General features: G+C 63.0%; 26 protein-coding genes. 17 read left to right on the forward strand and 9 right to left on the reverse strand.

Going from position 1 to position 16,691, the window contains the following annotated elements; translation table 11 throughout:
* Positions 1–176 precede the first annotated feature (176 nt).
* The gene (locus JQ553_RS28695; RefSeq protein WP_212503404.1) at positions 177–338 is read right to left on the reverse strand and encodes a hypothetical protein; all 162 of its coding nucleotides are present in this window, start codon (positions 336–338) and stop codon (positions 177–179) included.
* A gap of 274 nt (positions 339–612) precedes the next feature.
* Between JQ553_RS28695 and JQ553_RS28700 the strand changes: the two genes are divergently transcribed.
* The 6 genes from JQ553_RS28700 (at position 613) to JQ553_RS28725 (ending at position 3,870) form a co-directional block, all read left to right on the forward strand.
* Positions 613–1,086, forward strand: coding sequence for a hypothetical protein (locus tag JQ553_RS28700; protein ID WP_212503405.1), 474 nt, complete (start codon positions 613–615; stop codon positions 1,084–1,086).
* A 277-nt stretch (positions 1,087–1,363) separates the two neighbouring features.
* A complete protein-coding gene (locus JQ553_RS28705; RefSeq protein ID WP_212503455.1) occupies positions 1,364–1,900 on the forward strand; it encodes a mismatch-specific DNA-glycosylase in 537 nt (178 codons plus the stop codon).
* A 170-nt stretch (positions 1,901–2,070) separates the two neighbouring features.
* Entirely contained in the window at positions 2,071–2,460 is a 390-nt protein-coding gene (locus JQ553_RS28710) for a hypothetical protein (protein WP_212503406.1), read from the forward strand.
* 125 nt (positions 2,461–2,585) lie between these two features.
* On the forward strand, positions 2,586–3,011 hold the full coding sequence (locus JQ553_RS28715) for a YeeE/YedE family protein (RefSeq protein WP_212503407.1): 426 nt from the start codon (positions 2,586–2,588) through the stop codon (positions 3,009–3,011).
* Positions 3,012–3,015: 4 nt separating this feature from the next.
* The gene (locus JQ553_RS28720) at positions 3,016–3,480 is read left to right on the forward strand and encodes a DUF6691 family protein (RefSeq protein WP_212503408.1); all 465 of its coding nucleotides are present in this window, start codon (positions 3,016–3,018) and stop codon (positions 3,478–3,480) included.
* Positions 3,481–3,483: 3 nt separating this feature from the next.
* Positions 3,484–3,870: a RidA family protein gene (locus JQ553_RS28725; protein WP_212503409.1), complete on the forward strand. Its 387-nt coding sequence runs from the start codon at positions 3,484–3,486 to the stop codon at positions 3,868–3,870.
* A 162-nt stretch (positions 3,871–4,032) separates the two neighbouring features.
* Here JQ553_RS28725 and JQ553_RS28730 read toward each other — a convergent pair whose 3' ends face one another.
* Positions 4,033–4,473 (reverse strand): hypothetical protein, encoded by a 441-nt coding sequence (locus JQ553_RS28730; protein WP_212503410.1) that lies wholly within the window; start codon positions 4,471–4,473, stop codon positions 4,033–4,035.
* A gap of 256 nt (positions 4,474–4,729) precedes the next feature.
* On the opposite strand from JQ553_RS28730, the gene JQ553_RS28735 reads away from it, so the two are divergent.
* From JQ553_RS28735 to JQ553_RS28750, 4 genes are all read left to right on the forward strand, one after another.
* Positions 4,730–4,984: a hypothetical protein gene (locus JQ553_RS28735; protein ID WP_212503411.1), complete on the forward strand. Its 255-nt coding sequence runs from the start codon at positions 4,730–4,732 to the stop codon at positions 4,982–4,984.
* A gap of 70 nt (positions 4,985–5,054) precedes the next feature.
* On the forward strand, positions 5,055–5,747 hold the full coding sequence (locus JQ553_RS28740) for a glutathione S-transferase family protein (protein ID WP_212503412.1): 693 nt from the start codon (positions 5,055–5,057) through the stop codon (positions 5,745–5,747).
* Between the two features lie 88 nt (positions 5,748–5,835).
* The gene (locus JQ553_RS28745; protein WP_212503413.1) at positions 5,836–6,603 is read left to right on the forward strand and encodes an SDR family NAD(P)-dependent oxidoreductase; all 768 of its coding nucleotides are present in this window, start codon (positions 5,836–5,838) and stop codon (positions 6,601–6,603) included.
* A 175-nt stretch (positions 6,604–6,778) separates the two neighbouring features.
* The gene (locus JQ553_RS28750; protein WP_212503414.1) at positions 6,779–7,030 is read left to right on the forward strand and encodes a helix-turn-helix domain-containing protein; all 252 of its coding nucleotides are present in this window, start codon (positions 6,779–6,781) and stop codon (positions 7,028–7,030) included.
* Between the two features lie 19 nt (positions 7,031–7,049).
* Here the strand turns inward: JQ553_RS28750 and JQ553_RS28755 are convergent, their stop codons facing one another.
* Positions 7,050–8,063, reverse strand: a complete 1,014-nt coding sequence (locus JQ553_RS28755; RefSeq protein WP_212503415.1) for a hypothetical protein — start codon at positions 8,061–8,063, stop codon at positions 7,050–7,052.
* 129 nt (positions 8,064–8,192) lie between these two features.
* Here JQ553_RS28755 and JQ553_RS28760 point away from each other — a divergent pair, with 129 nt between their 5' ends.
* Positions 8,193–8,714: a collagen-like protein gene (locus tag JQ553_RS28760; protein ID WP_212503416.1), complete on the forward strand. Its 522-nt coding sequence runs from the start codon at positions 8,193–8,195 to the stop codon at positions 8,712–8,714.
* 197 nt (positions 8,715–8,911) lie between these two features.
* Here the strand turns inward: JQ553_RS28760 and JQ553_RS28765 are convergent, their stop codons facing one another.
* A complete protein-coding gene (locus JQ553_RS28765) occupies positions 8,912–9,178 on the reverse strand; it encodes a DUF2277 domain-containing protein (protein ID WP_212503417.1) in 267 nt (88 codons plus the stop codon).
* Between the two features lie 120 nt (positions 9,179–9,298).
* Between JQ553_RS28765 and JQ553_RS28770 the strand changes: the two genes are divergently transcribed.
* From JQ553_RS28770 to JQ553_RS35355, 4 genes are all read left to right on the forward strand, one after another.
* On the forward strand, positions 9,299–9,544 hold the full coding sequence (locus JQ553_RS28770; RefSeq protein ID WP_212503418.1) for a DUF2188 domain-containing protein: 246 nt from the start codon (positions 9,299–9,301) through the stop codon (positions 9,542–9,544).
* A gap of 142 nt (positions 9,545–9,686) precedes the next feature.
* On the forward strand, positions 9,687–10,748 hold the full coding sequence (locus JQ553_RS28775; protein WP_212503419.1) for an alpha/beta fold hydrolase: 1,062 nt from the start codon (positions 9,687–9,689) through the stop codon (positions 10,746–10,748).
* A gap of 183 nt (positions 10,749–10,931) precedes the next feature.
* Entirely contained in the window at positions 10,932–11,537 is a 606-nt protein-coding gene (locus JQ553_RS28780; RefSeq protein ID WP_212503420.1) for an MSMEG_1061 family FMN-dependent PPOX-type flavoprotein, read from the forward strand.
* Between the two features lie 148 nt (positions 11,538–11,685).
* Positions 11,686–12,102 (forward strand): hypothetical protein, encoded by a 417-nt coding sequence (locus JQ553_RS35355; protein ID WP_249144635.1) that lies wholly within the window; start codon positions 11,686–11,688, stop codon positions 12,100–12,102.
* A gap of 103 nt (positions 12,103–12,205) precedes the next feature.
* Here JQ553_RS35355 and bfr read toward each other — a convergent pair whose 3' ends face one another.
* The 3 genes from bfr to JQ553_RS28795 all read right to left on the reverse strand — a co-directional run bounded on the left by bfr (position 12,206) and on the right by JQ553_RS28795 (position 13,537).
* The gene (gene bfr, locus JQ553_RS28785; protein WP_212503421.1) at positions 12,206–12,691 is read right to left on the reverse strand and encodes a bacterioferritin; all 486 of its coding nucleotides are present in this window, start codon (positions 12,689–12,691) and stop codon (positions 12,206–12,208) included.
* A gap of 132 nt (positions 12,692–12,823) precedes the next feature.
* Positions 12,824–13,093 carry a bacterioferritin-associated ferredoxin gene (locus JQ553_RS28790; protein ID WP_212503456.1) on the reverse strand — a complete coding sequence of 90 codons (270 nt, stop codon included), beginning with the start codon at positions 13,091–13,093 and terminating at the stop codon, positions 12,824–12,826.
* 174 nt (positions 13,094–13,267) lie between these two features.
* Complete coding sequence (locus tag JQ553_RS28795) at positions 13,268–13,537, reverse strand: hypothetical protein (protein ID WP_212503422.1); 270 nt, start codon at positions 13,535–13,537, stop codon at positions 13,268–13,270.
* 167 nt (positions 13,538–13,704) lie between these two features.
* Here JQ553_RS28795 and JQ553_RS28800 point away from each other — a divergent pair, with 167 nt between their 5' ends.
* Together JQ553_RS28800 and JQ553_RS28805 are read left to right on the forward strand one after the other, a co-directional pair.
* On the forward strand, positions 13,705–14,010 hold the full coding sequence (locus tag JQ553_RS28800; RefSeq protein WP_212503423.1) for a hypothetical protein: 306 nt from the start codon (positions 13,705–13,707) through the stop codon (positions 14,008–14,010).
* Between the two features lie 235 nt (positions 14,011–14,245).
* Positions 14,246–14,527: a hypothetical protein gene (locus JQ553_RS28805; RefSeq protein WP_212503424.1), complete on the forward strand. Its 282-nt coding sequence runs from the start codon at positions 14,246–14,248 to the stop codon at positions 14,525–14,527.
* A gap of 152 nt (positions 14,528–14,679) precedes the next feature.
* Here JQ553_RS28805 and JQ553_RS28810 read toward each other — a convergent pair whose 3' ends face one another.
* The gene (locus JQ553_RS28810; protein WP_249144648.1) at positions 14,680–15,879 is read right to left on the reverse strand and encodes a lytic murein transglycosylase; all 1,200 of its coding nucleotides are present in this window, start codon (positions 15,877–15,879) and stop codon (positions 14,680–14,682) included.
* A gap of 149 nt (positions 15,880–16,028) precedes the next feature.
* Positions 16,029–16,613, reverse strand: coding sequence for a TIGR00645 family protein (locus JQ553_RS28815; RefSeq protein ID WP_212503425.1), 585 nt, complete (start codon positions 16,611–16,613; stop codon positions 16,029–16,031).
* Positions 16,614–16,691: the final 78 nt, after the last annotated feature.

The raw sequence follows: 16,691 nt of genomic DNA on the forward strand, positions 1-16,691 counted from the left end.
GGTTTTACCTCGCGACAAACGCGGAGCGCTTGCGCGGAGACATGCTCAAACAAAGCCAAAGCGCGATGATGATTCATGCAGATCGCATCGCGCTTTAGCGCCGAACGCGACAGCTCTCGCTTCATGAGCCCCGCCCGAGGACAGCGCCAGTGCTCGCCGGCCGCGGTCGGTTCCACCTACTGCGGCCAATCTGTGTAGACCACGATCACAAGCATGATCAAAGAGCCGGCCGCGACCACCGTCGCGCAGATCACCGCCCACTCTTCGAGCGCGGCGACAATGGCCGCCCGCCCGATCATGTTTCTCTTCTGCGCGAAGCGCCAACCCGCCACACCCATTCGGAAACTCCGTTTCCCACCAGCAGCGTCGGCTTGACTCTATCAACGCAAAGCGCTCGCAGGCTATCTGTCAATTCGGGTGGCACCAGCCTCGCCAATGGCGGAGACGATCCTGTTCATCGATTCAGCGTCGCGCGTCAGGAAACGTCTACGCCGGCGGTTAACCCTGTTTGCAAACGGCCTGCACGCAGGTCTGGATGTTACGTGAGCCGCCGCCAAGTTGCCTTATTAGATCGCAGAATTTTCGCCGACACTATCAGGTCGGAGCAGCATCATGCTGAGAATGGTGTTGGTGGGCCTCCTCATCCCATTGGGTGTAGGATTACTAGCGGCAATGGAACTCAGAACTCCGCGGCCTACCGTGGCAGCGGTCGTCCAGCCCCATGCCGAAACGACCGTAGGCATTTCCGATTCACATGATGCGTTGGCGAAGGGTGATCGACTGGAGATTGCCGCTGCGAGCAACGAAAAGGCAGCGCAGCCATCTGTAGGCGACGAACGCATTTCTCCGTCGGAAGGCCAGAGTATCGGTCCTTCGGAGCCCCCGAGGGTGATCAACCACCATCGGCACCATCCCAAATCAAGGAAGGTTGGCGCTGTCCTTCCCAAGCCGAAGCCAAAGGAAGCCGATATCAAGCGAACTACCATTTCCGAGCGTTCGAGGGCTGCAAGCGACACCGAGCCCTGTCGACTGAGCGCATTTGGTGGTTTGCGTAAGGCTTTGAACTCAATCGACTGCGAGATCTGATTCAGCGGGGCATCCTGAGTTTGCCTTTGTCATTGCCGCGGCTGACACGCCATGAAGGCGCACTGGCAAACACCCGGCTGATGCTTCGTATCAAGGTGATGGATCGTAGGGTGGGTTAGCGAAGCGTAACCCACCGAGCCCTCGCGCAAACAGTGGTGGGTTACGCCTTCGGCTAACCCACCCTACGACTGGCAATTCGTTCTCCTATCCGCAGACCGGTGTAAGTATCGATTATGCGCCGCCCATGATAGAAGAGAGTCCATTGGTCGCATTGAAGATGCCCGACAACGCCCCTCATCGCCTCCCCGACCAACTCCGCGCCGACCTCCGTCTCGTCTTCGTCGGCACCGCCGCCAGCACGCGCTCGGCCGCCGTCGGGCACTACTACGCCCATCCCGGCAATCGCTTCTGGCGAGCGCTGCATGAGGCAGGGATCGCGCCGCGGTGTTATCAGCCAAGCGAGTTCACAGCCCTGCTTGAGCTCGGCATCGGCTTCACCGATCTCTCCAAGTCCGGCGCCGGGATGGATCACCAGATCGCCACGCAATCCTTCGATGTCGCGGGCTTCCGCGCGAAGATCGAGACGCATCGTCCGCGGACCATAGCCTTCACCAGCAAGAAGGCGGCGAGCCTGTTCTACCGCAAGCCGACCAGCGCGATTTCGCTCGGCAGGCAGCCATCGATGAGCGGCTTTCCCGAGGTTTTCGTGCTATGCTCGCCATCAGGCGCGGCGTCCGGACATTGGACGTTGCAGCCGTGGCGCGATCTGGCGGATTGGATCAACGGGCGGACAATGCCCGCCGATATGTGTTAACGTGTAGAGAGTTCGCAGTTCGTAGGGTGGGTAGCGAAGCGTAACCCACCGGGCCTTCGCGACAACGATGGTGGGTTACGCCTTCGGCCTTCGCTCGCAGAGCTACCGCGCGCGCAGTCGGCGAACCCACCCTACAACCTAGTTCACCCTGCGACTGACTCGAGACGCGAATGGCTATGTTTCCGATCGACTGGGAGAAAACACCGAGCATCGATCGGCTTTCGGATGTGGCTCCATACTCGCACATCGAAATCGAAGACTATCTTTTTCGATGTCATTACCACCTGATGCTTGGCGAAGAGCCGACCGCGTTTGATATTGGCGGCCCGCACGCGCGGAGACAGGACGCGCAAAGGCGGTATTGGTTGTTCGAGGCGCGTGACAGGACGACACAACGGCAATGGTTCGTTGTTGTCGGGACGGGACGAAGCCCGTTTGATCCGTCCGAAAGCATGAAGCGATGGATGTACGCCAGGACGAATGACGACGGCCTGTCACCCGATCAGTTTCTGGACGAAGAGTACCGCGAACAATTGGCGGCGGATGCCCTGTCGCGTTGAGTGGCCCGGTCCACGTCGCAGTTTAGCTTTGTCATTGCCTCGGCAGGCGCGCTATGATGGTGCACTGGCAAACGCCCGGCTGATGCTTCGCATCAAGATGATTGCACCGCAACGAGCCTGCCGCCATGCATAACCTGACGCCACTCTCCGGACTTCTCGGCGGCGCGCTGATCGGGCTTGGCGCAGCGGCGCTGATGCTGCTCACCGGGCGGCTGGCCGGCGTCAGCGGCATTCTGGGCGGGTTGCTGCGGGCCGCGCCGTCCGATCGCGACTGGCGGATCGCGTTCGTCGCGGGGCTGATCGCGGCGCCGCTGATTGCGGCGCTGTTCGGCGCGCCGCTGCCGCGGCCCGTGATGACGTCGAGCCTCGCGATTGTCGCGATCGGCGGCCTGCTGGTCGGCTTCGGCAGCCGGATGGGCAATGGCTGCACCTCCGGCCATGGAGTCTGCGGCTTCGCGCGGCTGTCGGCGCGCTCGATCGCGGCGACAATGATCTTCATGCTGACGGCGTTCGCAACGGTTGCGATCGTGCGTCACGGATTTGGAGGCTAGCGCGATGGCCGTTGTCGCGAGCTTCATCTGCGGACTGATCTTCGGCGCGGGGCTGCTGATCTCGGGCATGACCGATCCGCAGAAGGTGCTCGGCTTCCTCGACCTGTTTGGCGCGTGGGATGCGACGCTGGCCTTCGTGATGGCGGGAGCGGTCGCCGTGGCGGCTGCCGGCTTTGCCGTCGCGCGCGGCCGCGCCGCGCCGGTGTTGGCGACGAAGTTTTCGTGGCCGGATCGCCGCGACATCGATACCCCGTTGGTTGCAGGCTCGGTGTTGTTCGGCATTGGCTGGGGTCTCGTCGGCATCTGCCCGGGACCTGCGCTGGTCAACCTGGCAGGGCTCAGCCTGCCGATCATCGTATTCGTCGTTGCGATGATCCTCGGCATGATCGGCTACGAACTCTGGCGCCGCCGGCCTGTCGCCGCACACGCAATCGAAGCTCCCGCAATTCCATCTCGTGCCGACGGGTGACCCATGACCTCGATCAAGCACTTTCCTCCGCCGCCCGGCGTCAAGGCGCCGCCGCTGTCCTTCGGCGCCCGCGTCGGCGACCTGCTGTTCATCTCGGGCATTCCCGGCTTCGACGCCAATGGCGGGCTGCCCGACGGCTTCGAGGCGCAGTTCGCCAATGTCGTCGTCAACATCAAGCGGGTGCTGACCGAGGCGGGCGGAACGCTCCACGATCTCGTCAAGGTCAATGTGCTGCTGACGCGCGCCTCCGACGTCGCGACGATGAACGCGCTCTATGCCGGCGCGTTCGGTCCGCCGCCCTACCCCGCGCGCACCACCTGCGTCGTGGTGGCGCTGCCCAATCCGCAGATGCTGATCGAGATCGAGGGCGTGGCAGCGTTGAAGGAGTGACGTCGTCGGTTCGAAGGCTTGTAGGGTGGGTTAGCGAAGCGTAACCCACCAGCCATCTCGCGAGCGATCGGTGGGTTACGCCTTCCGCCTTCGCTCGCACAGCTACGGCGCACGCGGTCGGCTAACCCACACTACGGAGCTACTAGGAACCAACGCCATCTCCTACCGCATCGTGATCGCAAGCCCGCTCAGATCCGCATTCGCCATCAACCCCACCTGGTGCCCGGTGAGCTCGAGGACCGCGCCCTTCTGGTTGGTCAGCACGATCGCGCGGGCGCCGCGGCCGATCGCAAGGCCAGCGCCGGCCGCGCCGTAGACGCCCGCGACATCGGAGGGATGGTTGATGTTGCTGACGCGGCCGCGCAGCACGGTCTTGGAGCCGCCGAACACCAGACCATAGTCAAGCCCGCCGGTGGAGAGCGGATAAGTCCGCCCGCGGAAGGTCAGCGTGCCGCCGCCACCCGAGCCGCCGATGATCCATCCGGCCTTGTAGATCGTGAGCGTCACGAATCCGCTGTCGGCATGGGCAGCGGATGAAAACGCGGCGCCGACGAAAGCCGTCAGCGCGACCAGCGCGGTACGAAGGGCGGATGACAAGCGCATAGATGGGTCTCCCGAAAAATTTGCATGCGTCGCGATTCGGCAACGAATCGCGCGTGATCCTTGAGTCTAGCTCGCACATCCTGCGGCGCAATTTGTCGCGGGCGCGGCCTCGACGACGCGCGCAATCGCGAAGCTTTGAAGTCGGGCGCGTTGAACCAGTCTTCGGGAATGCAATACTCAATTCATGTTCGGCTTCCCGGCCCTCCGCTCCAGGGCTCCCCTGCGGAGCACGTTTCTTCCAACCGGAGATTTCCAGATGCGTCGCCTCACATTTGCCTGTGCCGCCATTGCCGTCACGCTGTCAGCGCTTGCCGCTGCGAGCCCGGCCAGCGCCGCACCCTTTCATCTGATCCGCTGGCAAGGCAACGGTCTATGCCAGATCTGGGACCAGGGCATCCCGAGCGCGCCGTGGCCGGCGGATTATACCGTCGTCAGCATGGAGTTGCCGACCTTCGAAGCCGCCTATGCCTTCAAGACCGGCCTTCTGGCCAACGGCACCTGTTCGTCATGAGCGGCGTGCAAAGGGTCGACTGATCACGTAGAGTGGGCTTCGCGCGAGCCCACTCTTTTGCGTTGATCACATGCTGACGCTCTATTCCTATCCGACACTGTTCGGCGTCGCCGACAACAACGGTTACGGCCTGAAGGTGTTTGCCTTCCTGAAACTCGCCGGCGTGCCGTTCCGCCATGAGCACATCTTCGATGCCTCGAAGGCGCCGCGCGGCCAGCTTCCCTACATCGTCGACGGCGACGATACGGTCGGCGACAGCGAGACCATTCTCGCCTATCTGACCAAGAAATACCGCCTTACGATCGACAGCGCGCTGACGCCCGAGCAACGCACGCAGAACCTTTTGATCACCCGAATGCTCGACGACCTCTACTGGGTGATGTCGTATTCGCGCTGGAAGGACGAGCGCTACTGGCGCCTGTTCGGCGATGCGCTCAAGCGCGAGCACCCGGCGCTCACCGACGAGGGCCTGCTCAAGGCCAGGGAGTTCAACGCCCAGCGCTACTACTACCAGGGCATCGGCCGCTTCGATCCCGACGCCGCGATGGCGCGCGGGCTCGCCGATCTCGGCGCGATCGCGGCGCTGATCCCGCAGCAGGGCTATGTGCATGGCGACACGCCCAGTGGCATCGATGCCGGCATCTACGGCTTCATCGCCAACATCTATTTCTACGACATCGATACGCCGCTGAAGCAGTTCGTGGTCGCCCACGACAACATCGTGCGGCACTGCCGCGCCATCCATGCGGCGGTGACATCGTGATGCACGCAGAGCATCGCTGGCCTGCGTGGACAATGAACGCCATCTGATACAGGCTGGCGTCTCCACCGGAACAACAAAAGGAAACGCCATGGCCCTTCTCGACAGCCACATCGCGGTCATCACCGGCGCGGGCTCCGGCATCGGACGGGCGATCGCGGCAGGTTATGCAAAAGAGGGCGCCCGCGTGGTGCTGCTCGACATGAACGGCGATGCGGCAGCGGACGCCGCGAATGAGATCCGCGGTGCCGGCGGCAAGGCGGAGAGCTTCACACTCGATGTGACAAAGCGCGAGGATTGCGTCGCAATGGCGAAGCGGGTGGCGGACAAGGTCGGGCCGGTCTCGATCCTCGTCAACAATGCCGGCATCGCGCGCCGCAACGGCATGCTCGGCGCCGACGAGGCCGTGATCAAGGACTGGGAGGACGTCATAGCGATCAACCTGACCGGCGTGTTCAACGTGACGCATGCGTTCCTCGGCGCCTTGCGCGCGAGCAAGGGTCGCATCGTCAATATCGGCTCGATCCAGTCGTTCGTGCATGTGCGCACGCCGAGCTCGCCGGCCTACACCGCCTCCAAGCACGGCGTGCTCGGTTTCACCCGCGCACTCGCCGCCGAACTCGGCAAAGAGGGCGTGCGCGTCAACGCGATCGGCCCGGGCTTCATCGAGACGCCGCTCAACGCCACTGCGCGCGCCAACAACCCGGAGCTGGCGAAGACCTTCATTGCGCACACGCCGCTCGGCCGCGCCGGCAAGGCGGAGGACATCGTCGGCCCCGCGGTGTTCCTCGCCTCCGACCTGTCCGCCTATGTCACTGGGTCGATCGTGATGGTGGATGGCGGCTATCGGGCGGTGTGACGGCCAAGGCCGGCCGCAATCATGGCGATTTCAGGATTTTCCCCATCGCGGCAAGCATTTGGCCTCGCGTTAAGGGCTTGTTAACCAAATCCGCCCACCGTCGACATGGGCTTGGGGGAGTTGGTTCTCGATGTTTCCGCTTCAGCGTTGAGGCGGGCGTTGATCGGGAGGTGTCATGTCCTACGCGTCCACCCTGCCCGCGCCGCAAGCTTTGCTGCCGTCGCTGGCCCCAAATGAAATCGTACCATTGTTGATTGGCGCCACCGTCGGCGAAATCGAACGAGAGCTCGTGCTGCAGACGCTTGCGCGCTGCAACGGCAACCGCACCCGTGCCGCGCGCGTGCTCGGACTTTCGGTCCGTACCCTGCGCAACAAGATCCGCGAATACTCGGCCGACGGCGTCGAGGTGCCGCCACATTGCGACTAGGCCGCGACGTCGCGGCGGCTCAGATCGGCAGGTCGATCGCAAGCTGCCGCCAGCGCGACAGCAGCGAGTTGCCGGCAGGCTCGGGATAGCTGGCGAAGGTCACCGGCACTGTGGCGGCCTGTCGCAGCATGCCCGCGACACGCGTGGTCGCGTAGTCCCAATAGGCGCGCCGGCCATCCGGGTCCGCCGCGACCAGCGATTTCGCGAGAATCTCGACATAGAGCGTCTCGACCGCCGTGCGCCACAGTACGCCGGCGCCCGACACGCCCGTGGCCGCGCCGGCGCGCGGATGCCACATGAGCCAGTAGTCCTCTTCCGCGCCCGCCCACACCGACGGCGGCAATGCGGGATCGAGGCATGGAGAGCGGCACAGCATCGGCTGCTTCGTGCGTACGTCGACGAAGAAGGCATGGTCAAGCTTTCGATACCAGCTCACGCGAAGAAATTTTCGGATCTCGACCTGATCGTTTGCGGTCATCCGCCGCTCACCGCCCCGCTCGAGATCGCCGATGATCGCCTCCAGCCTGTCGCGATCGAAGTATTCGACTTCCAACACCACGCCGATGTTGTGCGGAAACAACTCATCCAGCATGCCGACCATTTCGAGATAGAACGCACGCGCCAGGCTGCCGCCTCGCCACTTCGTCTGCACGCCGACATTATTGCAGTAGAGGAGACGGCTTGCGTGATCATAGGTGAAGAAGCCCAACCCGATCGCGCGCTCTGCGGCGCGCAGGATGAAACAGCGTGAATCCAGCCTGTAGGACACGGCCTCGCCGTTGACGGTGAAGCAGCGCCGCTTGCCGACGTCGTCCGACAACACCCAACGCACGATATCGTCGCCACTGTCGCGTTCGTTCGGCGGAAACAACTCTTCATAAAGATCGAGAACGCCGCTGCCGCGAAACGCGGTCTCGTCCGGTACGTCGTGCCGCGTCACCACGATGTCGAGCGGCGGGACCAATTCAGGCCTACAGAGGGCGTGACCGCGCACGCGCGACACATGCTGCTCCCTGCCCGTCAAGAACCGCACGTCGCTCTCCCTCGCGCCGAATCTCCTGCGCAATTATGACTGTTGATCGAGTGCACAGGCGCGGGCCCAAGAATTGAAGCCGTCATCCAACCTCTGATACAAGCGGCTGCCATTTGACGGAGCATAGCATTGGTTGACGACACAACTTCTCGCCTGGGACGATCGGGGCCGCGTGGCCGTCAGGGCGAGCCGGGCCGTCCAGGTCCGCAGGGACATCCGGGCCGGCCGGGGCCGGAGGGCGCCCGCGGCAAGCCGGGACCGCAAGGTAAGCCCGGTTCGCAAGGCAAGGCAGGACCGCAAGGCAAGCCTGGCGCGCAGGGAAAAGCAGGTCCGCAAGGCCAGCGTGGCGAGGCCGGCCCGCGGGGGCCTCAGGGACAATCCGGTCCGCGCGGCGAGGCCGGCCCGCCCGGCCAATTGCCGTCGATCGACCAGGTGATGCCGTGGCTGCACATGATCTTCGACGCCTGGGAAGATTACAAACGCTCCAAGGAGCGCGAAGCGGCGGAGCAAGCCGAGCAAGAGGCAGTCGAGCGCGCAGCCGCCGAGGCGATCGCCAATGACGTCGATATCGGCGATTTCGACGAAGATGACGACGACGATCACAAGAAGAAGAAAAAGCGCCGCCGCAAGGACAAGAAGGACAAGAAGTGACGGCCCTTCTCGGCTCGTGGGTCATTCTCCTTCACGTGCGCATCTGAGCGGTGATCACCATCACATGGTGTATTGATGCTGATGTAGCGAAAAGGCTGGTGTCATGGCGGAGCTCCAGAGCGCGGATGACCAGGCATCCTGACCGGCGTCGTACTGCCCTACCGTGAGCCGCGTCACTGTGGCCGTCGCGCGCCGACTCAGCCAAACCGAAGCCGCGAACGCTCCCTCGCCCTTTCCGCCTCCACCTCGCGGTCACGCACCGGCGCCGACGTCTGCAACGAAGTCAATAGCTTTCGCGCTGCATCGGAGACCTCGGCGACCGCGCGGTCGAAGGCGGCCTCATTGGCCTGCGACGGCTTGTTGAAACCGGACAGCTTGCGGACGAATTGCAGCGCCGAGGCCTGGATCTCGTCCTCAGTGGCAGGTGGCTCGAAATTGAACAAGGTCTTGATGTTACGGCACATGAAAGCTCTCCGTGCGCTGCCGTGGCGGGGCAGCTCCCCCAAAGGACGATCCGCTGCTGCAAAATACGACATCGTGGTCTATCCTGACACCCTGATCGTTTCGGCGGAGCGAGGTTCCCGATGAGCCACGTGACCTACAAGATCGTCCAGCATGACGGCGGCTGGGCCTACACCGTGAACGGTGTGTTTTCTGAACCGTTTGCGACCCATGCAGCAGCCCTCGCTGCGGCGCGGCGTGCCGCCACCGAGCAGCGCGTGCCCGGACGCACCGAGGCGATCCAGTACGAGACCGCAGATGGAAAATGGCTGACTGAGACCGCCGCCGGCAATGACCGTCCGGACACCAACGTCGAGGACGGAAGCTGAACTATTCCCCGCGTCCGCCACGCAGCATGTGAAATTTTCCCGTTGGCGTCGCCATGCGCAGCCCTCGGCGCATGCTTCCTGCCATGCTAGATTCATCGCAATGAGGCCCCGGCAAGGCGGCCCATGCCATGGGAGAACACGCATGCAGATCTTTCGCGCGGCGCTTGTAGCCGCTCTCGTCTCGATGTCGGCAACGGCAATGGCAGCAGATTATCCCGCGCCGAAGGACGGCGAGTGGATCGCGAAAGATTTCAAATTCCACACCGGCGAGACGATGCCGGAACTGCGGTTGCACTACACAACGCTCGGCGCACCAACCGGGCAGCCGGTGCTGGTATTGCACGGCTCTGGCGGCTCGGCCGCAAGCATGCTGACACCGACCTTCGCGGGGGAATTGTTCGGACCAGGCCAGCCCCTCGACGCGTCGAAATATTACATCATCGTCCCCGACGGCATCGGACACGGCAAATCGTCGAAACCGTCGGACGCGATGCGGACGGGTTTTCCGAAATACGATTACAACGATATGGTCGATGCGCAGTACCGGCTCGTCACCGAAGGCCTCGGCATCAAGCATCTTCGGCTTGTGATCGGCAATTCGATGGGAGGCATGCATACCTGGATCTGGGGCGTGCGCTATCCGCAGATGATGGATGCGCTGGTGCCAATGGCCTCGCAGCCGACCGCGATGGCGGCGCGCAACTGGATGCTGCGGCGGATGATGCTGGACACCATCCGCAACGATCCCGACTACAACAGCGGCAACTACACCAGCCAGCCGCGGATGATGAAATACGCCATCGCTGCCTATCGTTTCGCGAGCGCCGGCGGCACGCTCGGCTACCAGACGCTGACGCCGACCGCCGCGCAGGCCGACAAGATGGTGGACGAACAGCTGGCGCTGCCGGTTACTGCCGATGCTAACGACTACATCTATCAATGGGAGGCCTCGCACGACTACGATCCCTCCGCCGGCTTGGAGAAGATCGAGGCGACGCTGCTTGCGATCAACGCCGCTGATGACGAGCGCAACCCGCCGGAGACCGGTGTCACCGAAGCTGCGGTCAAGCGGATCAAGAACGGCAAGATCTATCTGATCCCCGCCAGCACTGAGACGCGCGGCCATCTCACCACCGGCAACGCGAGGTTCTACACGAAGCAGTTGCAGGAGCTCTTGCAGAGCGCACCGCAGCGGACGATGTAGGCCGCGATCGAGCCCGCGCGATGCCGCGAGAAGCTCGATCGCTCCGGGCCTGCCCGAGGCGGTCGACGACGTGCATCGGGGAGTGCCGGCGGATCGGTTTAGATGACATCGAGATGACGACGGCGGTGCTCGATGCTAATCTGGGCGCAACGGAGAGATGCCGCAACTGACCGGAGAACTGCATTGACCGATCTTGCCGCTTCGGATCTCGCCACGATCTATCCACAACCGACCGCGCGCGTCATCGCCAAGGCGCGCCCGGAGATCGATGCTCACGCCAGAAAATTCATCGAGATGTCGCCGTTCTGCGTGCTGGCGACCTCGGGCTCGGACGGTAGCGTCGACGCCTCGCCGCGCGGCGGCACGCCGGGCTTCGTCTGCGTCGCCGGGCCGAACGAGCTCTTGATGCCGGATCGCTCCGGCAACAACCGCATCGACAGCTTTCGCAACATCGTGGAAGGGACGGGCTTGCTGCAACTGATCTTCTTCGTCCCCGGCATCGACGAGACGCTACGCATCGGCGGCAGAGGCCGCCTGTCGGCCGATCCGGATCTGCTTGGATCGATGATCGAGTTCGGCAAGCCGCCGCGCGCGGTGCTGCGCATCGAGGTCAAGGAAGCCTATTTCCACTGCGGCAAGGCGCTGATGCGCTCGAGGCTGTGGGCGGCGGATACCCGCGTCGAGCGCAAGGTATTCCCAAGCATCAGCCAGGTGATCCATGACCAGACCACGCTCGGCGAGCCGGAGAGCCAGGAGGTCGTCTACGAGCGCTACAAGACGCAGCTATGACGCGACATGGTGTCGCCTCGTGCCGTTTTGAGACAACGGCGCCTTGTTAACATTACTTCTTAACCAATAATTAATTATGAGTTTGCGGGCGTGGCGAGGCCCTGTTTAGCGTTCGTTGGAAAGCTTCGTAACCGAGTTGGTGCGTGTCATGGCGTATAGAATGCATTGGGCGCTCCTAGCGTCCGTCAGCGTTGCAGCGTTGATACTTGCTTCGTCGAGCGACCTATTCGCGAGATCCGGAAGTGTAGTAGCGCGCGGCGGGTTCACCTCGCCGCATTCCGCCGTCCGTCATCACGGACGCAACCTTGGCATCTTCTGGCCGTCGCTAAGCGGAGACGATTACGGCGGGTACAACGCGCCGCTCGCCGAAGTTCCGCCGGCGGCGGTATCAAACGACATCAACTACACGTACAAATATGACGTCCCGTGGGACTGGGCGCATCGCTATCCTCCGGCGGTGGCCCCTTCCGATCGGCCGTATGTGTCGAGCTGCCCCACCGAGACGGTAACGGTCCCCGGTCGCGGGGGCGTAGAGCAGACTGTCAACGTCATCCGCTGCTACTGACCGACCCCGAAACGCAGGGATGCGGCCGAGAATCAAGAAAGCCGCCCCGTGGGCGGCCTTTTTCGTTCCGCGGTAGAGCGTCCGGCGACAGCGGCCCGGGGCCTTAATCTTCGTGCTGCAGATGCCCGACGTGCTTTTGGGTGTAGAGTTCAAGACCGATCCGATTGATCAGATCAAGCTGGGTCTCGAGGAAGTCGATGTGATGTTCCTCGTCCTTCATCAGCGACTCGAACAGGTCGCGGCTGACATAGTCCTTGACGCCATGGCAGTAGGTCGCCGCCTCCTGGTACAGCGCGCGCGCGGCGACTTCGGATGCGAGATCGCACTCGATGATTTCCTGGACGTTCTGGCCGATCCGCAACGGATCAAGCACCTGCATGTTCGGAAAGCCATCGAGGAACAGGATCCGGTCGGTGAACTTGTCGGCATGCTCCATCTCTTCGATGGATTCCTTGCGCCAGACCTTGGCCATCTCGAGCAGGCCCCAATTGTTCAGGACCCGGTAGTGCAGCCAGTACTGGTTGATGGCGGTCAGTTCGCTGCGCAGCCCCTTGTTCAGATAATCGATGACCTTCGGGTCGCCTTGCATGATCCACTCCACCTGTCGTGCCAAATCGGCCGGAATTCTAATTTAGAATGTTTCTAAGTCAGATTCCGGGCAAGAGCAACACTCCGCGAAAGCTAACGCGTGGACAAATGGAAGCGGGTGGTCTTGGGCTGATCAGTAGGCCGCGAGCCCGAATTCGGCGGGCTGGGCGTCTTCGTTGGCCGGTTGGGGATGGCTGTGCGGACATCCGCTGCAGCAGGCCTTGGCGCACGGCCCCAGCGCCTCGTCGATGATCGCCTTGATGGTTCGCGCACAGCGACCGCACTCGGCATTGCAGCCGAGGCAGCCATACACCTGCTTGGCATTTCGTGTCAGGGACCCGCCGCCATTTACGGCGGTCCGGACATCGTGGTCGCTCAGGACGTTACAGGAACAGACGATCATCAGAGAAGGCAGATCCAACGGTGATGCTGCCACATGATCTATTGAACGGCCCGACGGGATGCAAAAGGAAAAAGCGCTTTTTGAAGCAATTCCAAACTGATGCGCGATCCAAATTGGAATGAGTCTAAACTGTCGCTTCGGGAAACGAGATCGCCGCTTCCAAAGGCATTGACTTCAATCGCCACCGCCTCCGCCCCCGTCGCCACCGCCCCCACCGCAATCACTGCCCGAGCTGTCGCCGCTGCAATTGCACGCAATATCGGAATTTGAGCTGCCGCCGAACCAGCCAAAGCTCCAGCTGTCGCCGCTTGAAGTATCGTTGGTGGAGCCGCTTGTCCCCGCAGTCCCGGCGCTACTGCGCCGCACCCGGTGCCGTCCGTTCGCCATCATCAGGGCGTAGACCGCCAGCGACACCGCACCCACTGCGATCAAGAAGGCTGTCATTCCGTGCCTCGATGGGTTCCACTTTTGTGCATCGCATGATCGTGAGGGCCTTGCGGGCATTGGTCGCTAATCGAGGCGGCGCCGTTCATTGATCATTCAACCGAAATATGGAACCTTTGCTAAGACAGATCGCTTGCTGTCCCCGCTCCTGCGAGAAAGGTGAAGCTATGAAGAAAACATTGCTGGCGCTCTGCGCCGCCGCCACCCTAGGGGTCTCGGCCGTAGCGGTGCCCGCTCCGGCCCAGGCGCAACGCGGAGTCGCCGCTGGCGTCGCTGCGGGCTTGATCGGTGGCGCCATCGTCGGCGGCGCGATCGCATCGCAGAACGGCTATTATTATGGACCCGGCTACGCGCCGGGACCGGCCTACGTCGCCGAGCCCGGCTACGGCCCGCCCCCCGGCTGCTACTTGCAGCGCCAGCGATTCTGGGACGGCTATGGCTGGCGCGTTCGCAGCGTCAGGGTCTGCGACTGATTCCGTTCATCTCGATTAAATCGCACCAGATGTCCCGGGAAATCCACTGGTTTCCGGGACGTCTGCTTTGTATGGCGTGAAAAAACCGCTTTTCTGGCTGATTGAGCCTTCCACGTTTACGTTTCGTTGACTGTTCTGCGCTGTTTAGCGAGACAGCAGTCAAAGACCAGCGTGCGAATCATCTCAAACCCGGCGCCAGGCCACGGCGCCACCACCCTCCAGGAGAGCCAAAGAAATGAAGAAGACTTTAGCTGCCCTTGTCGCCGTCGCCACGATTGCCGGTTCGCTGGTCGTCGCGCCGCCTGCCAAGGCCGGAGACGGTGCAGTCGCCGCCGGCGTTGCCGGCGGCCTGATCGGCGGTGCCTTGCTCGGCGGCGCGATCGCAGCCAGCCGTCCGGCCCCGGTCTACGTCGCTCCAGCGCCCGCCTACGTCGAAGGGCCGCCGTGCCACTGGACCCGCGAACGCTTCTGGGATGGGTATGGCTGGCGTTTCCGTCGCATCCAGGTTTGCGACTGATCCACCGACGCGCCTTCCGCGCTCTGCTTTGCGAACCCGGCCTTCGCGGCCGGGTTTTTGTTTGCTCGGGGATGCGTTTTTGGATCCTCAAAATCGGGCTTGAGCAGAAACAACCCGTCCCGCATCAGCGTCCGCCTTGATCTCAAGCCGCTTTAGCGCGCCGCGCTCATCGCGCGCAGCACCGCATCGCTCGGCCAGCAATCGACCTTCAGGCCCGCTGACTTCTGATAGGCGCCGAGTGCCGCGCGAGTCAGCATGCCCGCCTTGCCGTCGAGCTTGTCCTTGTAGACGCCGATCCGCGTCAGATGCCGCTGCATGGCCTCGACATCGGCGGAACGCAGTTGCTTCGACGCCGACCATGGCGTCGCGAACGGCAGCGGGCTGGTCATGCGGTCGCTGAGATGGCCAACAAACAGCACGTAGAGGTCGGAGAAATTGTACTCCTTGATCACGAAATAATTTTTCGTGGTCAGGAACGCCGGACCATAGACGCCCTCCGGCTGCAGCAGCGATGCGGGCTGCGCCTGTTCCGATGCGCTGAGCTTCTGCCCGCGCACCGGAACAAAGCCGCCGCGCAACCACTCACCGATCGGCTTCGTGACTTCCGGCACGCCCAACGTGCAATCGACATTGCCGGGTGCGCGGACCTCGTAGGCCCAGCGCAGCCCGGGTTGCCAGCCCTTGTTCACGAGTTGCTGCGCGGCGGAGGCGAGCGCGTCCGGCACCGAGTGCCAGATGTCGACGCGGCCGTCACCGTCGAGATCGACGCCGTGCTTGTAATATTCAGAGGGCAGGAACTGCGTGTATCCGGTCGCGCCGGCCCAGGACGAGGTCATCGCTTTGCGCGTCACCACGCCATCGCTAAGAATTTTCAAAGCAAGGATGAATTCGGTGCGGTACTGATCCTTGCGGCGCCCGACATAGGCCTGGGTGGCTACAACGCGCAGCGTATCGTAGGGCAGCGCATAGCGGCCGTAATCGGTTTCGCGGCCCCATATCGCGAGCACGACGGTAGCCGGCACGCCGAACCGCTTCTCGATCTCGTCGAGCGCCGCGCGATATTTCTGCAGGAGCCTCTGCCCCTCTGCGGCGAGGCGCGCGATCGAGGCATCCTTGATGTAATCGGCCGGCACCTGCACGAATTCGGCCTGCGCCGGCGCGCCGGTCTTTGGCCGTCCCGGCAGGATCAAATCGGGCAGCTTGTAGTCGGGCTCGAGCCCGCGCGTCTCGCGATCGAAGGTCTCGCGCGAGACGCCGGCGGCCTGCGCCTCCGGCCAGAGCGAGGCGATGAACTGCGTGAAAGCGGCGTCGGCGGCGCGGACTGGCGACGCGATCGGCCACGAGAGAAGCAGAAATCCGAAGGCGAGCGCGCGGAGAAATGCCAAAGCCAAGAACCTGTTCACTCAGCGGTCCAATGTGCGAGCCACCCGGCATGCACCCCGTGCGGTGAGCCTTATCACGGCACCGGATCGCTGTGAACCTAGCTCCGCCGGCCCGGCGATCAATGCGCGGCCTGCTGCTTCGCTCCCTCGATCGAGGCATTCGACAGCTTGTCGACGACAGCAATGCCGATCGCCGACAGGATGAAGACGCAGTGGATGATGGTCTGCCACATCACACCTGTCTCGGTGTAACCCGTCTTGCCCGACGCCAACGCGCCGGCCTCGATGAAGGTGCGCAACAGATGGATCGAGGAAATGCCGATGATCGCCATCGCCAGCTTGATCTTGAGAACGCTGGCGTTGACGTGGCTGAGCCATTCCGGCTCGTCCGGATGACCATGCAGGTTGAGGCGCGAGACGAAGGTCTCGTAGCCGCCGACGATCACCATCACGAGCAGGTTCGAGATCATCACGACGTCGATCAGGCCGAGAACCGCCAGCATGATCTGCTGTTCGCTGAAGTCGAAGGAATGCGCGAACAGGTGCCACAGTTCCTTGATGAACAAAACGACGTAGACGCCCTGGGCGATGATGAGGCCGACATAGAGCGGCAATTGCAGCCAGCGCGATCCGAAGATCAGCATCGGAACCGGACGCAGCGGCCGGCTCTTCCTGGAGACGGGCGCGTCGGTAATGGCAGACATGATGGACAGCTCGCGGAATTTGATTGCGGAGCGCTCTATCTACGCAATCTCACGCGCTTGAAAAGCGACAACTGGCCG

Source organism: Bradyrhizobium lablabi, from assembly GCF_018131005.1.
Taxonomy (GTDB): Bacteria; Pseudomonadota; Alphaproteobacteria; order Rhizobiales; family Xanthobacteraceae; genus Bradyrhizobium; species Bradyrhizobium lablabi_D.

Coding starts and splice junctions, on each gene's coding strand:
- JQ553_RS28695 (WP_212503404.1), bottom strand. CDS start 338: ATGGGTGTGGCGGGTTGGCGCTTCGCGCAGAAGAGAAACATGATCGGG.
- JQ553_RS28700 (WP_212503405.1), top strand. CDS start 613: ATGCTGAGAATGGTGTTGGTGGGCCTCCTCATCCCATTGGGTGTAGGA.
- JQ553_RS28705 (WP_212503455.1), top strand. CDS start 1,364: ATGCCCGACAACGCCCCTCATCGCCTCCCCGACCAACTCCGCGCCGAC.
- JQ553_RS28710 (WP_212503406.1), top strand. CDS start 2,071: ATGGCTATGTTTCCGATCGACTGGGAGAAAACACCGAGCATCGATCGG.
- JQ553_RS28715 (WP_212503407.1), top strand. CDS start 2,586: ATGCATAACCTGACGCCACTCTCCGGACTTCTCGGCGGCGCGCTGATC.
- JQ553_RS28720 (WP_212503408.1), top strand. CDS start 3,016: ATGGCCGTTGTCGCGAGCTTCATCTGCGGACTGATCTTCGGCGCGGGG.
- JQ553_RS28725 (WP_212503409.1), top strand. CDS start 3,484: ATGACCTCGATCAAGCACTTTCCTCCGCCGCCCGGCGTCAAGGCGCCG.
- JQ553_RS28730 (WP_212503410.1), bottom strand. CDS start 4,473: ATGCGCTTGTCATCCGCCCTTCGTACCGCGCTGGTCGCGCTGACGGCT.
- JQ553_RS28735 (WP_212503411.1), top strand. CDS start 4,730: ATGCGTCGCCTCACATTTGCCTGTGCCGCCATTGCCGTCACGCTGTCA.
- JQ553_RS28740 (WP_212503412.1), top strand. CDS start 5,055: ATGCTGACGCTCTATTCCTATCCGACACTGTTCGGCGTCGCCGACAAC.
- JQ553_RS28745 (WP_212503413.1), top strand. CDS start 5,836: ATGGCCCTTCTCGACAGCCACATCGCGGTCATCACCGGCGCGGGCTCC.
- JQ553_RS28750 (WP_212503414.1), top strand. CDS start 6,779: ATGTCCTACGCGTCCACCCTGCCCGCGCCGCAAGCTTTGCTGCCGTCG.
- JQ553_RS28765 (WP_212503417.1), bottom strand. CDS start 9,178: ATGTGCCGTAACATCAAGACCTTGTTCAATTTCGAGCCACCTGCCACT.
- JQ553_RS28770 (WP_212503418.1), top strand. CDS start 9,299: ATGAGCCACGTGACCTACAAGATCGTCCAGCATGACGGCGGCTGGGCC.
- JQ553_RS28775 (WP_212503419.1), top strand. CDS start 9,687: ATGCAGATCTTTCGCGCGGCGCTTGTAGCCGCTCTCGTCTCGATGTCG.
- JQ553_RS35355 (WP_249144635.1), top strand. CDS start 11,686: ATGGCGTATAGAATGCATTGGGCGCTCCTAGCGTCCGTCAGCGTTGCA.
- bfr (WP_212503421.1), bottom strand. CDS start 12,691: ATGCAAGGCGACCCGAAGGTCATCGATTATCTGAACAAGGGGCTGCGC.
- JQ553_RS28790 (WP_212503456.1), bottom strand. CDS start 13,093: ATGATCGTCTGTTCCTGTAACGTCCTGAGCGACCACGATGTCCGGACC.
- JQ553_RS28795 (WP_212503422.1), bottom strand. CDS start 13,537: ATGACAGCCTTCTTGATCGCAGTGGGTGCGGTGTCGCTGGCGGTCTAC.
- JQ553_RS28800 (WP_212503423.1), top strand. CDS start 13,705: ATGAAGAAAACATTGCTGGCGCTCTGCGCCGCCGCCACCCTAGGGGTC.
- JQ553_RS28805 (WP_212503424.1), top strand. CDS start 14,246: ATGAAGAAGACTTTAGCTGCCCTTGTCGCCGTCGCCACGATTGCCGGT.
- JQ553_RS28815 (WP_212503425.1), bottom strand. CDS start 16,613: ATGTCTGCCATTACCGACGCGCCCGTCTCCAGGAAGAGCCGGCCGCTG.